We start from the raw sequence: 15,803 nt of genomic DNA, 5'->3' as shown, positions 1-15,803 counted from the left end.
GCGGGGGTTTGGAATGCGTTGTCCGTTCTGCGGCAATATCGACACGCAAGTGAAGGACAGCCGTCCGGCCGAAGATCACGTCTCCATCCGCCGTCGCCGGTTCTGCCCGGGCTGCGGGGGCCGCTTCACGACCTATGAACGCGTACAGCTGCGCGATCTGGTGGTCATCAAAAGCTCTGGCAAGCGCGAGGATTTCGACCGCAGCAAGCTGGAGCGTTCGATCCGCATCGCCATGCAGAAACGGCCGGCCGATCCGGAACGTCTGGACCAGATGATCTCGGGCATCGTGAGGCGGCTGGAAAGCCTGGGCGACACCGACATCCCTTCGAAGGTGATTGGAGAGATCGTGATGGAAAGCCTCGCCCGGATTGACACGGTCGGCTATGTGCGTTTCGCCAGCGTCTACAAGAACTTCCACTCGGCCGATGATTTTGACAAGTTCGTGGCCGAACTGCGCCCCATGGCTGTGCGGGAGGAATGATCCACAGCGTCCACATGGCCCATGCCCTGAACCTTGCGCAGCGGGGCCTGGGGAATGTCTGGCCGAACCCCGCCGTGGGCTGCGTAATCGTGAAGGACGGGCGCATCCTTGGCCGTGGCTGGACCCAGCCCGGCGGCCGCCCCCATGCCGAGGCGCGCGCGCTGGCGCAGGCGGGCGAGGGTGCGCGCGGCGCCACGGCCTATGTCACGCTGGAACCCTGCGCCCATCACGGCAAGACGCCGCCTTGTGCCGAGGCGCTGATCCGTGCCGGCGTCAACCACGTAGTCACAGCCCTGACCGATCCCGATCCGCGGGTGGCCGGGGGCGGCCACGCCATGCTGCGCGCCGCTGGCATCACGGTGACCGAAGGCGTGATGGAGGCAGAGGCGCGCCGTCTTAACGAAGGCTTCCTGCGCCGCGTCGAACAGGGTCTGCCGCATCTCACGCTGAAACTGGCGACCACGCTGGACGGTCGCATTGCCACATCCTCGGGCGAAAGCCGCTGGATCACGGGGGCCGGGGCGCGCCGCGCGGTTCATGCGATGCGCGCGCAGCACGATGCTGTCATGGTCGGGGTGGGCACGGCGCTGGCCGATGATCCAGACCTGACGGTGCGAGATCTGGGCGCGGTGCGTCAGCCGCTGCGGATCGTGCTGGACGGCAGCCTGCGCCTTTCCCCTGACAGCCGTCTGGGCCGCTCTGCGCGGCAGGTGCCGGTCTGCATGATCCACCGCAATGCAAGCGATGCGGCGCAGCAGGCGTGGCGTGACGTGGGCGCGATCGTGCTGCAGGCCGACACGCTGGAAGGCGCGCTGCGCGAACTCGCCCGGCAGGGCCTGACGCGGATCTTCAGCGAGGGTGGGGCCACGGTGGCCGCCAGCCTTCTGACCGCGGGGCTGGTGGGGGAGGTCGTGACCTTCACGGCCGGTTCCGCGATCGGCGGTGACGGGGTGCCGGCGCTTGGCCCGCTGCACCTGTCGGCCCTTGCCGACGCCCCCCGCTTCTGGCTGGAGGAGCATCGCCGCATCGGCGGCGACACCCTTTCGCGGTGGCGCGCCTGATCACCAGTGGCCGGTGTTCTCCATCGATGCCCAGGGCTCGGCCGGCTCCAAGCGGTCCCCCTTCTGGAGCAGTTCGATGGAAATATTGTCGGGGCTGCGGACAAAGGCCATGTGCCCGTCGCGCGGCGGACGGTTGATCGTCACGCCATTTGCCTGAAGGTGGGCGCACAGGTCGTAGATGTTGTCGCACTCATACGCCAGATGGCCGAAGTGGCGGCTGTCCGAAGGCAGGCCGTCGTCGCCGTCCCAGTTGTAGGTCAGTTCGACGGGGCATTCCGGCTGGCCGGGGGCCGCCATGAAGACGAGGCTGAAACGGCCCTTGTCGTTCTCGATGCGGCGCGTCTCTTCCAGCCCCAGCAGGCGGAAGAAGGCCATCGAAGCCTCTAGGTCCTTTACGCGGACCATCGTATGCAGGTATTTCATCGCGTTCTCCTTTCGCGGGGAAGCTAACACGACAGGCGGGCAGGGCAAACGCATGGAACAACAGTATCTCGACCTCATGCGGCAGGTTCTGGACCACGGGGACGAACGCATCGACCGGACGGGCGTGGGCACGCGGTCGCTGTTCGGGGCCATGCTGCGCTTCGACCTGTCGGGCGGGCAGGTGCCGATTCTGACGACAAAGCGCGTCTACTGGAAGCTGGCCGTGAAGGAGATGCTGTGGTTCCTGACCGGCGGCACCAACATCCGCCCGCTTCTGGAACAGAACGTCCGCATCTGGACCGACTGGCCGCTGGCCGCCTATCGCCGCGCCACGGGCGACACCATCGACCAGCGCGCGTTTGAGGATCGGATCGTCGCCGACGCCGATTTCGCCGCGCACTGGGGTGAGCTTGGCCCCGTCTATGGCAAGCAGTGGCGGCGCTGGACCGGCCCCGACGGGCAGGTGCACGACCAGATCGCGACCCTTCTGGACACCCTGAAGACCAACCCCGCCAGCCGCCGAATGCTGTTCCACGCCTGGAACGTGGCCGAGGTGGGGCAGATGGCCCTGCCGCCCTGCCACATGGTCTATCAGTACCATGTCACTTCGGACGGGCGGTTGAACGGGCTGCTGTATCAACGCTCCTGCGACCTGCTGCTGGGGCTGCCCTTCAACCTGACAGGTGCCGCCGCGTTGCAGTTGATGCTGGCCCAACAGGCGGGCCTGCGGCCGGGCGAACTGGTCTGGACGGGCGGCGACGTGCACCTTTATTCGAACCACCTCAACCAGGCGCGGACGCAGATGGCCCGCGACCCGCGCCCGCTGCCCGTCATGACCCTGCGGAATGCCGGAAGCCTCGACGCCTACCGGATCGAGGATTTCGAGCTGTCGGACTACGACCCCCATCCCCCCATAACCGCCGAGGTGGCCGTCTGATGCTGACCCTGATCGCCGCCCGCGCCCGCAACGGCGCCATCGGAAAGAACAATTCAATCCCGTGGGACGCGCCCGAGGACATGAAGTTCTTCATGCGCGAAACCTTGGGCGGGGCCATCATCATGGGCCGCCGGACATGGGAAAGCCTGCCCAGCGCGCCGTTGCCGCGCCGGATGAACATCGTCGTCACCTCGCGCGCCTTGGAAGGCGACGTGGTGACGGCAACGCTGAAGGAGGCACCCGATCTGGCGCGGGCGGCGGGCCACGCGCGGATTTACGGCGTCGGCGGCCAGCGCATCTACGCGGATCTGCTGCCCCAGGCCGACCGCCTGCTGCTGACCCAGGTGGACGTGGACGTTCCGGACGCGGACGCGTTCTTTCCGGCTTTCGACTTGGCCGAGTGGCGCCGCGTCTCCACTCTTACCCTGCGGACCGAAGGGCCCGCCTGCACCCTGAACGAATACCTGCGCCGTTAAGGCGCAGGGGTCAGGTGGGTGATGCCCACTGCCGCCGCCCGGGCCAGCGCCGGATCCAGCGACATCGGGATATACTCCCCCCGCCGCCACAGCCCGCCCTGATCGTCATAGAAGCGCGACAGGGGATGCCCCGACTGCCCGGTGGAGGTGATGAAGACCGAACTGTCAGGATCGGCGAAGTCGTAGACGCCGCGATACCCCGCGCCATGCACGTTCTGGAACGGATCCCGCCCGTACCCCTTCGTCACGCCCCGGTTCAGCGTGTCGTCCCCGCCCGAGGTGGACTGGCGGATGTTCACCAGATAGCGCAGCATCGGCAGCGACCCCAGCACCGGATCGTCATGCGTGGCCTGATGCGCGTCGCCCCAGCGCCAGCTTTCCAGGTTCTTGCCGTATTTTTCCGACAGCCAGATCAGGGCGGCGTCCAGCGACTCCTTCACGATCTCGGAGCAGGTCTCGACGGGGGCGGATTGCACCACGTCGCACCAGACGCCCGCGCCATCGGTGTTGCGGAACACGCGGTCCAGGAACACCGGGTCGGCCCGCGCGAATTCATCCGCCATCGGCCCAAGCTCGTCGCGGATCAGGCGGTCCTGCACGGCCACCAGCCACGCCTCGGCGATCAGCGGCTCGGGCATGTGCTCGTTCATCTCGCCGTTCCAGTTGGCGAGCATCTCCAGCGCGCGCTGGCGCAGGCGTTCGGGCGTGCCGTCGGGGGCCGGCTCTCCGGTGAACCAGAGGTCGGCGCCCATGAGGGGCAGGATCTCGCGCATGGTGGGGCTGACGGTGTCCTGCTGGGCCTCGATGAAGCTTTCGCGGGTGTGCACCTCGCGCGCGTCCATCAGGGTCAGCCAGCGTCGGATGCGCTGCGTGTCGCCCCAGTCGAAGCTGACATGATTCGGGAAGGGGCGGTCCACCGTCTTGTTGTTCGTGTTACCAAGGATGCCCGAAGGGGGCGCCACGTCGCGTGGATTGTCCTCGTAGGGGGCGGTGCCGGCCCAGCGGTTCAGCGGGTCCCAGCCCGGGGTGGGCATGCGCGCCTGCGCCTGCATCGCCGCGTTGCGCAAGGGCACGGCGCCCACGGTCTGCATCGCGATGCCATCGCGGTCGGCCAGCATCAGGTTCTGCGCCGGGGCCACGAACCGGCGGCCCGCCTCGATCGCGTCGGCCACGGTGGCGGACATCATCAGGTGCAACGCCGCCGTCATGGAGGTGTCGGCCCCCGACAGCCCGGTCCAGGACAGCGACATCACGTGCCCCGGCGGGGTGATCGTCCCCACATCCCATTGCGAGGCGGGGAGGACTGGGCCGTTGTCCGTCCAGCGCAGGGTCACCGTTTCGGGCGCCGCATCCTTGATCTGGATGATGGAGCGTTCCGTGCGGAACGGCTTCCACCCATCGGGCGTGCGGTACTCGTCTGTCTGGTCGGGGTTCACCTGTTCCAGATGCAGGTCCTGATCGTCCACGTAAGCGGTGGTCAGACCCCAGCCCAAGCCGTCCGACCGGCCCGACAGGATCAGCGGCAGGCCGGGGATGGTGCCCCCGATCACGCCGCCTGACCGCAGCTGCAACCTCGCCAGATACCAGATGGTGGGCGCGCTGAAGGGCAGGTGCGGGTCGTTGGCCAGCAGCGACCCGCCCGCGGTCGAACGGGCCGGGGACGCCGCCCATGCGTTCGACGCGCCCGCGAAGGCCCGCGCCTTGAAAGGCGACAGCGGATCGTCGGCCACCCGGATCGGGTCGTAGTCGGGGCCCACGTCGGGGACGAGGTCGGAATACCGCGGCAGTGCCATGACCGCCTGTCCCGGATCGTCGGGCAGGATGTCGTGCAGGCGGTCGTCCGGCAGGATCAGCGACATGCGCGCGCGCAGCACCTCCTCGGACGCCTTGGAGGTCATCTGCAACGCCAGCAGCTTCAGGATCGCGATGCTGTCCGCCGGCTGCCAGGCCGCGATCTCGTTCGAGAAGAGGAAGAACTGCGGCGCCCCGCGCCCGCGCGCCTTTTCGTTGACCTGCCGGATCCAGTCGTTGACCCCTTGGGCATACGCCCGCAGCGCGCGCTGCGTCACGTCGTCCTGCGCCGACACCGACTGTTGGGCAAGGCCGTAGAGATCCAGCCGCCGCATCATCGCGTCGGTGGCCACGGTGCGGCTCCCGAAGATCTCGGACAGGCGGCCTTGGGCGGTGCGCCGCATCAGCGTCATCTGCCACAGCCGGTCCTGCGCATGGGCAAAGCCCAGGGCGCGGAACACGTCCTCGTCCGTCTGGCCGAAGATGTGCGGCACGTCGTTGGAGTTGCGGACGATCTCCACAGGGGCGCTCAGCCCCTCCAGCGTGAAATCCTCGGAATAGTCGGGTAGGGAGCGGGACAGGAACCAGTATCCCACGGCCAGTGCCGCCAATCCCAGAATGACAAGGCCCGTGAAGATACGGAAAAGCCAGCGGAACGTGCGGATCATCGAACTCTCGCGAATGGAGGAGGCTGCTTGGTAGTCCATCCGCCGTCGCGTCGCAACCGACGCGTCCGCACGGGCGAGAGAAGGTGATCGGCCGTGCGCGCGGTCTTAGGGGATGATGCGGGTGTACTTGGTGCCGGCCACGGTGGCCCCGGCGATCAGGCCGGACTGGCCATAGACCAGCGCCACCACGGGCGTGATCTCGGTCGTGTCCTTGCCAAGGCTCGCGCCCTGATCCGGCACGGCATAGCGCACATCCGCGCCCGCCACCCAGCCCGAGGAGGTGCGGAACTGCGCCAGCGCGTCCGGCGTCATGAAGAACAGCGCATGGGCGTATTGCTGCGCCCCGATCTGGAACCCCACCGAGGCCTTGGCCGCCGAATAATAATCCACCGTCGCCCCGTTGATCCGCAGCGCCCCGCGCCCGTAGGCGCCACCGACGCCGAAGCCCGCTTCGGTGATCAGCGGCATGAACAGGACGCCCGCCGAACGGTCCGCCAGATCACGGGTGCCGGGATACTGCTGGTAAAGGTAGTCCCGCGCCACGTCGACCCGCGCGTCGATGGTGGAACCTCCGGTGCTGTTCACACCGTTGGCACAGGCCGCCAGACCCATGGTGGCGCCCAGTCCGACCAGCATCGCACGACGATCCATATCCTGTCCTCTCTCGTAACCCTTTGCGGGAATTGGCCGGAGCCTAGCCCATCGGACCGGTCCTGTCACCGCCGGTCAAAAACGCTTGGCCAGTTTCCGCGCGACTTCGGGCGCGAAGTAGGTCAGGATCCCGTCGCAGCCCGCCCGCTTGAACGCGAGAAGGCTTTCCAGCATCACCGCGTCGCCATCCAGCCAGCCGTTCTGGGCGGCGGCCTTCAGCATCGCGTATTCCCCCGACACCTGATAGGCGTAGGTCGGTACCCCGAACTCCTCCTTCACGCGGCGGCAGATGTCGAGATAGGGCATCCCCGGCTTCACCATCACGCTGTCCGCGCCTTCGGTCAGGTCGCGATGCACCAGGCGCAATGCCTCGTCGCTGTTGGCGGGGTTCATCTGGTAGGTCTTCTTGTCGCCCTTCAGCGTGGCGTTCGCCCCCACCGCATCCCGGAACGGGCCGTAGAAGGCCGACGCGTACTTGGCCGAGTAGGACATGATCGCGGTCGTCTTGTGGCCCGCCGCCTCCAGCGCCAGACGCATCACGCCGATGCGCCCGTCCATCATGTCCGACGGCCCGAGGATGTCGGCCCCGCTTTCGGCCTGCGCCAGCGCCATCTTCACGAGCGCCTCCACGGATTCGTCGTTCAGGACGACGCCGTCGCGCATCAGCCCGTCCTGACCATGCGCGCTGTAGGGGTCCAGCGCCACGTCGGTCATGACCGCGATGTGCGGCACCTCGGCCTTGATGGCGCGGATGGCGCGGTTGGTCAGGTTGTCGGGATTCCAGGCCTCCTCGCACGTCTCGCTCCGCAGGGAGGGGTCGGTGTAGGGGAACAGGCAGACGGCGGGGATGCCCATCTCGGCGGCCTCGGCCACGGCGCGGACCAGCCCGTCGACCGACCGGCGGAAGACGCCGGGCATGGAGGCCACTTCCGTTTCCTGCCCCGTGCCGTCCTGGATGAAGACGGGCCAGATCAGGTCGTTCACCGTCAGGACATTTTCCTGTGTCAACCGGCGGAGCGCGTCGGAACTGCGGTTGCGGCGGAAGCGGGTGGCGGGATATGTGGCCTGGATCGGGCGCATGGCGGTCCTTTCGGGGGCAAAAGCCGGCCAGCCGAAGCGGTCGGAACGGTTTTTTCTTGTCCTGCCATGGAAAAGCCGCCCTCTCAAGGCTAGGACCGGAACAAAGGTTGGGGAACACGCCAAGTTGCAGTGGTACGAACTCGTTTTTTCCGCGATCAGCCTGCGATCGTTTTCGGTGCTGTGGTTCTGGATCGCGCTGGCGGGATTCTGGACGGTGGTGACGCGGCAGGTCATGGGCGTGCCGCAGGATCTGATCCTGAACGCCCGTCACGATCCCCGCGCGGCCGAGGACATGCTGTGGCTGGCCCGCTTTCACGTCCGGCGCAGGCTGGCCATGCCGTCCGCGCTGCGGGTGGCGCTTGTGGCGCTGGTGGCCTTCGCGCTGTCGGGCCTTCTGGCGCTGGCGCTGGCGGGTCTGGATTCGGCGCAGGCGCTGTTCCTGATGGGCGCCCCTTGGGCCGCGATCGAGGGGTTGCGCCTGCGGCTCGCCCATCGCCTTGCCGCCGAGGCGCCGGACGCCGAGACACTTGCCAGCCGGCTGACTTGGCACAGGATCGCCGTGCAAGCCATTGCGACGGCGGCCGTTTTCGTAACACTGATCTGGGGCGTGTGGCGCGTTCTCAGCCTGTCGATCTAGGGGAAGACCATGGCGGACCGTATCATCCTGGGCGGAGCGCCCGAAGGTTTCGACGCCCGCCTTCTGGCAAAGGAGGCGACGCGCGGGGTGCCCGTCATCCACGTGGCGCGCGACGACAAGCGGCTGGAGGCGATGCGGACCGCGCTGTCCGTCCTGGCCCCGGATCTGCCGGTGCTGGAGTTTCCGGCCTGGGATTGCCTGCCCTATGACCGCGTGTCGCCGAACCCGCTGATCGCCGCGCGGCGGATGGCCACGCTGGCGGCGCTGGCGCAGGGGCTGCCGGGGACGTTCGTGCTGCTGACCACGCTGAACGCCGCCACCCAGAAGGTGCCGACGCGCGCGACGCTGGTCGGGGCCAGCTTCTCGGCCCGTGTGGGGGACCGGATCAACGAGGCGCGTTTGCGCGAATATCTCGGCCGCATGGGCTATTCCCCCGTGACCACGGTGGCGGAACCGGGCGACTTCGCAATTCGCGGCGGCATCATCGACATCTATCCGCCGGAAAGCGAACCGGTGCGGCTGGACCTGTTCGGCGACACGCTGGACGGTTTGCGGCATTTCGACCCCGAAACCCAGCGGTCGACGGAAAAGCTGTCGGTGCTGGATCTGGCCCCCGTGTCCGAGGTGATGCTGGACGAAAGCGCGATCACCCGCTTCCGCCAGAACTACCGGGTGGAGTTCGGGGCGGGCGGTGCCAACGACCCTCTGTACGAGGCGGTCAGCGCAGGCCGCAAGCATCAGGGGATGGAGCATTGGCTGCCCTTCTTCCACGACCGGCTGGAAACGCTGTTCGACTACATCCCCACGGCGGCCGTGATGCTGGACGACCAGATCACCGCCGCGCGCCTGTCCCGCTGGGAAGGCATCGCCGACCAGTATGATGCGCGTCGCGAGGCGCTGAACCAGAAGAACCGCGTCGACACCGTCTACAAGCCCGTCGCGCCGGACGCCCTCTATCTGGACGACGCGGCGTGGGAGGGGGCGCTGTCCACCCACCGCGTGGTGCAGCTGTCGCCGCTGGCGCAGGCCCCGGGGCCGGGCGTTCTGGACGCAGGCGGGCGTATTGGCCGCACCTTCGCGCCGGAACGGCAACAGGAAAACATCAGCCTGTTCGCGGCCCTAGCCGATCACATCGAGACCCTGCGCAAGGACCATCAGGTGGTGGTCGCCAGCTGGTCGGAAGGCGCGCGCGAACGACTGAAGGGGTTGCTAGAAGATCAGGACGCAACCGCCGCCAACATAACGGATTTCCGGCAGGTGAAGGAGGGAAAGGGTGGCCTTTTCCTGATGGTCTGGCCGCTGGAGGCGGGCTTCGTGGCCCCGGGTCTTGCCGTCCTCTCGGAACAGGACGTGTTGGGCGACCGGCTGGTTGGCAAGCCGCGCAAGAAGCGGAAAGCCGACAACTTCCTGCGCGAGGTGGACACCCTGTCGCCGGGCGATCTGGTGGTGCATGTGGAACACGGCGTCGGCCGCTACATGGGGCTGGAGACGCTGCGCGTGCCCCAGCCGCCGCGCAATCAGCCGGGCCCGCCGCACGACTACCTCCACCTCGTCTATGCCGAGGATGCGAAGCTTTACCTGCCGGTGGAGAACATCGAGCTTCTGTCCCGCTACGGGCATGAGGAAGGCCTTCTGGACAAGCTGGGCGGCGGCGCGTGGCAGGCGAAGAAAGCTCGCCTGAAGGAACGCATCCGCGAGATCGCGGACCGCCTGATGCGGATCGCGGCCGAACGCCACCTCCGCCACGCCCCGATCCTGGAAGCCCCGCATCAGATGTGGGAAGCCTTTTCGGCCCGCTTCCCGTATCAGGAAACCGACGACCAGCTGGCGGCCATTGCCGACGTGGTGTCGGATCTTGAGGCGGGCCGCCCGATGGACCGGCTGGTGGTGGGCGACGTGGGCTTCGGCAAGACCGAGGTCGCGATGCGCGCGGCCTTTGTCGCCGCCATGGCCGGGATGCAGGTCGCGGTGATCTGCCCGACGACGCTGCTGGCCCGCCAGCACTTCCGCAGCTTTGCCGAACGCTTCCGCGGTTTCCCGTTCAAGGTGCGCCAGCTGTCCCGTTTTGTCCCTGCGAAGGAGGCGTCGGAAACGCGTGTGGGGCTGGCCGACGGCACGGTGGACATCTGCATCGGCACCCACGCGCTTCTGGCCAAGGGGGTGCGGATCAAGAACCTCGGCCTTCTGGTCATTGACGAGGAGCAGCATTTCGGCGTGTCCCACAAGGAGCGGCTGAAGGAGATGCGGTCCGAGGTGCACGTCCTGACGCTGACCGCGACCCCGATCCCGCGCACGCTGCAACTGTCGCTGACAGGGGTGCGCGACCTGTCGATCATCGCGACCCCGCCGGTGGACCGTCTGGCCATCCGCACCTACGTGTCCGAATTCGATACCGTGACGGTGCGCGAGGCGCTGCTGCGCGAACGCTATCGCGGGGGGCAGAGCTTCTTCGTCGTGCCCCGCATCTCCGACCTGCCGGAGATCGAGGAGTTCCTGCGCGAGCATGTGCCCGAGGTCACCTTTATCGTCGCGAACGGCCAGCTGGCCGCCGGCGACCTGGACGAGCGGATGAACAACTTCTACGACGGCAAGTACGATGTGCTGCTGGCCACCACGATTGTGGAGTCCGGTCTGGACATCCCCACGGCCAACACGATGATCGTGCACCGCGCGGACATGTTCGGCCTGTCGCAGTTGTATCAGATCCGCGGGCGGGTGGGCCGGTCAAAGACGCGGGCCTATTGCTACCTGATGACAAAGCCGCGCAGCCCGCTGACGCCGCAGGCGCAGAAACGGCTGCGGCTTCTCGGCAGCCTCGACAACCTCGGCGCGGGCTTCAACCTCGCTTCGCACGATCTGGACCTGCGCGGGGCGGGCAACCTTCTGGGCGACGAGCAGTCGGGCCACATCAAGGAGGTCGGCTACGAGCTGTACCAGAACATGCTGGAGGAGACGATCCAGAAGATCCGTTCGGGCGAGATCGGCGGATTGACCGAGATGGACGACCAGTGGGCGCCGCAGATCAACATCGGCGTTCCGGTGCTGATCCCCGAGGACTACATCCCCGACCTTGACATCCGCCTTGGCCTTTATCGTCGCCTGTCCGGCCTGACGACGAAGGTGGAGATGGAGGGCTTCGCGGCCGAGCTGATCGACCGGTTCGGGGAACTGCCGCGTGAGGTGAACACGCTGATGCTCGTCGTGCGGATCAAGGCGATGTGCAAGCGGGCCGGGATTTCCCGTCTGGATGCCGGGCCGCGCGGGGCGACGATCCAGTTCCACAACGACAAGTTCGCCAACCCGGCGGGCCTTGTAGACTTCGTGAAGGCGCAGCCGGAAGCGAAGGTCGTGGGCAACAAGATCGCCGTGGCCGCCGAGTGGAAGACCGAGGGCGACCGGATCCGGGGCGCCTTTGGCCTTGCCCGGGATCTGGCCGAGAAGGTGGTGAAACCGAAGCGTCAGTGACGCTTCGGCAAGCTCAGCATCAGAAGAAGCGACGCGGAGGAGTAGATCGCAATGCCGGTGGCCAGCGGCACGTTGGTGCCGTCGAACGCCTGACCGACCGGCGTGGCCAACGCGACGCCCATGACGGTGGACAAACAGCCGATCACCGACGCACCAAGCCCCGCCAGATGGCCCAGCGGTTCCAGCGCCAGCGCGTTCAGGTTCCCCATGCTGAGGCCGAGCATCCCGAACATCGTCATCGTCCACAGGATCTGGGCCGGGAAGGCCAGCGCCTCGGGCATGAGGCCGGTGCCGTTCAGCACCGCCATCAGGGTGGAAAACACGACCTGCGCGCCGATCACCGTGGTGATCAGCGTCCGCATCCCCACCGTCATCACCAGCCGCGCGTTCACGAAGCTGGATACGCCCGCCACCAGCGCGATCGCGGCGAACCACATCGGGAAGGTGTCGGCCGCGTCGAACCGCGTTTCGAAGATCGGCTGGATCGAGGAGATCGTGGCGAACATGCAGCCCACGATAAATCCCTGCACGATCACCGAGGTGAGGACGAGGCGGTTGCTCAGGATCTCTCTCATCCCCTTTGTCAGGGTCCCGACGCGCAGGGGGCGGCGGCGTTCGACAGGAAGCGTTTCGGGCTGGCGCAGATACATCCAGCCGCCCGACAGGATGGCGAAGATCACGAAGGCGATGAACAGGGCGCGCCAGTCGAACAGCGCGATGATGCCGCTGCCGACCATGGGGGCCACCGCTGGCACCAGGGTGAAGACCATCATGATGAAGCTGACGACGCGCGCCATCTCGCGCCCGACATGCAGGTCGCGCACCATCGCGATGGACACCACCCGCGGCCCGGCGGCGCCCAGGCCTTGGATGACCCGGCCCACCAGCATCCATTCCAGCGACTGGGCCTGCCAGCAGATCAGCGCGCCAAGGCAGTAGACGCCCCCGCAGGCCGCCATCACGGGAATGCGGCCGAAGGCGTCCGACAGCGGCCCCACGATCAGCGTGCCAAAGCCCATGCCCAGCACGAACATCGTCACGATCAGCTGGACGTGGTTCGGGGCGTCCGGCGTCAGCGCCTCGGTCATGATGGGGAAGGCGGGCAGCATGGAGTCGATGGAGAAGGCGATCGTGGCCATCATCGCCGCGATCAGCGCGATGAATTCAAGGGGCCCGGTGGAGCGAACGCGGCTCATGTCGTTTCCAATTGTCTGAGGATGTCGTCGATGATCTGCTGCCACGTGTCCGTGGACTGCGCGCCCGCCAGAACGAACTGGCGGTCGACCAGGAAGGTCGGCACGGCCGTGACGCCCTTTTCCCGGGCGTCCAGATCGCGGGCCATCAGGTCGTCCCGGTCGGCGTCGGTGGACAGAAGCCGCCCCACCAGCGCGCCGTCCATCCCGCAGGCGGCGGCGATGTCGGATAGAACGCTCGCCTGACCTATATCGGCGCCGTCCTGGAAATAGGCGCGGAACAGGGCGTCGACGACACGGTTCTGCGCGCCTTCGATCCCCGCCCAGTGGATCAGCCGATGGGCGTCCAGCGTGTCGGGGATGCGGTTGGCGCGGCCGAGATCCATCCGGACGCCGGCCTTGTCGGCCACCTCCTGGATGCGGGCCATCGCCTCGGCGACGCTGCGGCGGTCGCCGAACTTCGCCTCAAGATAAGGGGCGCGTTCCACTCCTTCGGGCGGCAGGTCGGTGTTCAAGCGGAAGGGATGCCAATCCACGCGGAAGGGGTGAAGCGGACGGCTTTCCAAGGCGCGATCCAGAAAAGTCTTGCCGATGAAGCACCACGGGCAGACCGGATCGGAAAACACGTCCAGCGGGATGGTTGCCGGAGTCATGGGGGTTCCTGATGTGGAAGCACGTCCCGTCGAAAATGACACGGACGCGACACCTTTATGCGCCGCGTCCCGCCGATTGGCCAGAGGCCCGCCATGAATTTTTGACGACGTCAGCCGCCGCGGACCGGATCGTCCGTCACGTTGTCATCGCCGAACTTGCGGTCGTCGTCCGACGCGTCCTCGCCCGGAGATACGTAGAGCTCGCTGTCGCGGATGGATTCGTTGTCGTGCTGTTCGTCCATGTGCACGTCCGATGGGACAGCGCCTTCCAGCCATTCCTCGATCTGCTGGGCCACGTCGTCCGGCTCCTCGCCCGTCAGTTCGACAAGGCGGTCCTGAAAGGTCTGGCGGTCGCCCTCGACGTCGATCAGGTCGTCCTCGGTCAGCGCCGGCCAAGTGTCCAGAAGCGATTCATGAAAGGCTTCCCAGTTCTGTTCCACAGTGCGCCAGCGCATCCGACATTCCTTCCGTTCTGCGATCCGGTGGAAAACGCCGTCAGTGCGACGCGGTTCCGTCATCCCACCACCACGCGTCCGGCTGGAAGCCGGGCCAGTCGCCGTAAAGAGGCAGGCGAGCCGGATGATGGAAGCCGCGGCGATAGGCGACGCGCGACACCTTGGCGTACCAGAACGGGATGACGTAGCGCCCGGTCATCAGCAGGCGGTCCAGCGCGCGGGTGGCGTTGCGGAAATCCCCCGGTGTTTCCGACCGAACCAGCGCCGTCACCATTGCGTCGATGGCGGGCGAATCCGCCCCCATCAGGTTGCGCGATCCGGGCTGCATTGCCCCAGCCGACCCCCAATACAGCATCTGCTCGTTCCCTGGCGAGAGCGAGAAGCTGCGCAGGAGGCTGGTCATGTCGAAGTCGAAATTCGTCACGCGTTCGTTGTATTGCGCCGGATCGGCCGTGGTGACGCGGGCCTGAATGCCAAGGCTGCGCAGCGACTGGACGTAGATGTCGGCCACGGTCGCGGTTTCCCCGGCGCCCTGTGGCAAAAGGATCTCGAACCGGAAGGGCTGGCCGCCGCGCATCAGGGTGCCGTTCTCCACCTGCCAGCCCGCTTGGTTCAGCAGGTCCATCGCGCGGCGCAGCCGGTCGCGGCGGGGCGTTCCGGAAGCGGGCAGGGCATAGGCGTCCAGCGCATCGGGCGGAATGCTGTCGGCATAAGGGGCCAGCAGGTTCGCGACGGGGCCGGGGGCGGGGCCATGTTCCATCCCCAGTTCGGAGTTGTCGAAATAGCTGCCAATCCGCGGCTCCACCCCGCCGGTGACGATGCGGTTGATCTTGTCGAAGTCGAAGGCGAGGATCATCGCCTCGCGCACATGCAGGTTGTCGAAGATCGGCCCGCGCGTGTTCATCACCAGCCCGTTCATCCCCGAAGGGCGGCGATGGGGGATCTCCTCCAGCACCACGTCGCCGGAGAGGACCGCGGGGAAGTTGAAGTTCGTCAGCCAGCGCGCGGGGTTCGGCTCGCGCCAGATCGACAGGCCGCCCGCCTTGAACGTCTCGAACACGACGCCAGTGTCGGCATAAAATTCCGTCCGCAGCCGGTCGAAGTTGTAAAGACCGCGGTTGAAGGGCAGGTCCTTGCCCCACCAGTCGGGGTTCCGGCTGTAGGCGACAAAGCGGTTGGGGCTGAAGCTTTCCACGACATACGGCCCCGAACCGATTGGCGCGTCGGACGATTCGGCAAAGTCCTTGCCGACATACTGCGCCTTTTCCAGAACCGGGCGCAGACCCAGGATCAGCGGCATCTCGCGGTCCGGTTCGGTGAAGGTGAAACGCACCGATCGGGGGCCCGTCTGCACCGCCGACTGCACCTTGTGCCACGCTCCGATGTACCGCGGCTGACCCTTTTCGGCGAGCGTCTGGAAGGACCAGATCACGTCATCCACTGTGACCGGATTGCCATCCGAAAACCGCGCTTCGGGCCGCAAGGTGAACTCCACCCATGTGCGCTCCGGGTCGGTCTCGACGCTCTCGGCCAAGAGGCCGTAGAGCGTGAACGGCTCGTCGATGGAACGGGCCATCAACGTCTCCACCGTCCACGCCCCCAAGGAAAATGGCGCACGGCCCTTCAGGATATAGGGGTTGAGCGAATCGAACCCGCCCGATTCCCCCATGACCATCGTGCCGCCCTTGGGGGCCTCGGGGTCAGCGTAGGGCAGATGAGAAAAGTCGGCGGGCAGTGCGGGTTTACCATACATCGCAATGCCATGTGACTTTTCGGCCACAACCTGTGTCGGCAGAAAAGCGAGGGCCGCTAGCAGCAAAACCTTAACAAAC

General features: G+C 66.8%; 14 protein-coding genes. 6 read left to right on the top strand and 8 right to left on the bottom strand.

Annotated elements, in window-relative coordinates:
- Window positions 1-13 precede the first annotated feature (13 nt).
- Both nrdR and ribD read left to right on the top strand, forming a co-directional pair.
- Window positions 14-481, top strand: coding sequence for a transcriptional regulator NrdR (gene nrdR / locus PIJ50_RS07185; RefSeq protein WP_271973974.1), 468 nt, complete (start codon window positions 14-16; stop codon window positions 479-481).
- 14 nt (window positions 482-495) lie between these two features.
- Window positions 496-1,542 carry a bifunctional diaminohydroxyphosphoribosylaminopyrimidine deaminase/5-amino-6-(5-phosphoribosylamino)uracil reductase RibD gene (gene ribD / locus PIJ50_RS07180; protein ID WP_271974187.1) on the top strand — a complete coding sequence of 349 codons (1,047 nt, stop codon included), beginning with the start codon at window positions 496-498 and terminating at the stop codon, window positions 1,540-1,542.
- On the opposite strand, the gene PIJ50_RS07175 is transcribed toward ribD, so the two are convergent.
- Window positions 1,543-1,965, bottom strand: a complete 423-nt coding sequence (locus PIJ50_RS07175) for a VOC family protein (RefSeq protein WP_271973972.1) — start codon at window positions 1,963-1,965, stop codon at window positions 1,543-1,545.
- Between the two features lie 52 nt (window positions 1,966-2,017).
- Here PIJ50_RS07175 and PIJ50_RS07170 point away from each other — a divergent pair, with 52 nt between their 5' ends.
- On the top strand, window positions 2,018-2,902 hold the full coding sequence (locus PIJ50_RS07170; protein ID WP_271973971.1) for a thymidylate synthase: 885 nt from the start codon (window positions 2,018-2,020) through the stop codon (window positions 2,900-2,902).
- The gene (locus PIJ50_RS07165) at window positions 2,902-3,378 is read left to right on the top strand and encodes a dihydrofolate reductase (RefSeq protein ID WP_271973969.1); all 477 of its coding nucleotides are present in this window, start codon (window positions 2,902-2,904) and stop codon (window positions 3,376-3,378) included. Before PIJ50_RS07170 ends, PIJ50_RS07165 begins: the two co-directional genes overlap by 1 nt.
- Here the strand turns inward: PIJ50_RS07165 and PIJ50_RS07160 are convergent.
- The 3 genes from PIJ50_RS07160 to hemB form a co-directional block, all read right to left on the bottom strand.
- Entirely contained in the window at window positions 3,375-5,837 is a 2,463-nt protein-coding gene (locus PIJ50_RS07160; protein WP_271973967.1) for a penicillin acylase family protein, read from the bottom strand. The genes PIJ50_RS07165 and PIJ50_RS07160 overlap by 4 nt on opposite strands.
- Before the next feature lie 105 nt (window positions 5,838-5,942).
- Window positions 5,943-6,488, bottom strand: coding sequence for a lipid-binding SYLF domain-containing protein (locus PIJ50_RS07155; RefSeq protein ID WP_271973966.1), 546 nt, complete (start codon window positions 6,486-6,488; stop codon window positions 5,943-5,945).
- A gap of 75 nt (window positions 6,489-6,563) precedes the next feature.
- Entirely contained in the window at window positions 6,564-7,568 is a 1,005-nt protein-coding gene (gene hemB / locus PIJ50_RS07150) for a porphobilinogen synthase (RefSeq protein WP_271973964.1), read from the bottom strand.
- A gap of 124 nt (window positions 7,569-7,692) precedes the next feature.
- Here hemB and PIJ50_RS07145 point away from each other — a divergent pair, with 124 nt between their 5' ends.
- Window positions 7,693-8,205: a hypothetical protein gene (locus tag PIJ50_RS07145; protein WP_271973962.1), complete on the top strand. Its 513-nt coding sequence runs from the start codon at window positions 7,693-7,695 to the stop codon at window positions 8,203-8,205.
- Window positions 8,206-8,214: 9 nt separating this feature from the next.
- Complete coding sequence (gene mfd, locus PIJ50_RS07140; RefSeq protein WP_271973960.1) at window positions 8,215-11,670, top strand: transcription-repair coupling factor; 3,456 nt, start codon at window positions 8,215-8,217, stop codon at window positions 11,668-11,670.
- On the opposite strand, the gene PIJ50_RS07135 is transcribed toward mfd, so the two are convergent.
- From PIJ50_RS07135 to PIJ50_RS07120, 4 genes are all read right to left on the bottom strand, one after another.
- On the bottom strand, window positions 11,664-12,866 hold the full coding sequence (locus PIJ50_RS07135) for a multidrug effflux MFS transporter (protein WP_271973958.1): 1,203 nt from the start codon (window positions 12,864-12,866) through the stop codon (window positions 11,664-11,666). The two genes, mfd and PIJ50_RS07135, sit on opposite strands and share 7 nt — an antisense overlap.
- Complete coding sequence (locus PIJ50_RS07130) at window positions 12,863-13,516, bottom strand: DsbA family oxidoreductase (RefSeq protein ID WP_271973956.1); 654 nt, start codon at window positions 13,514-13,516, stop codon at window positions 12,863-12,865. The genes PIJ50_RS07135 and PIJ50_RS07130 overlap by 4 nt, the downstream gene beginning before the upstream one ends.
- Window positions 13,517-13,626: 110 nt before the next feature.
- Entirely contained in the window at window positions 13,627-13,971 is a 345-nt protein-coding gene (locus PIJ50_RS07125; protein WP_271973954.1) for a CsbD family protein, read from the bottom strand.
- Window positions 13,972-14,011: 40 nt separating this feature from the next.
- Window positions 14,012-15,724: an extracellular solute-binding protein gene (locus tag PIJ50_RS07120; RefSeq protein WP_442900713.1), complete on the bottom strand. Its 1,713-nt coding sequence runs from the start codon at window positions 15,722-15,724 to the stop codon at window positions 14,012-14,014.
- Window positions 15,725-15,803 lie beyond the last annotated feature (79 nt).

The sequence above is a fragment of the Falsirhodobacter sp. 20TX0035 genome (assembly GCF_028307215.1).
Lineage (GTDB): Bacteria > Pseudomonadota > Alphaproteobacteria > Rhodobacterales > Rhodobacteraceae > Falsirhodobacter.
The sequence above is the reverse complement of the archived record's forward strand: the minus strand, read 5'-3'. Positions and strand labels throughout refer to the sequence as shown.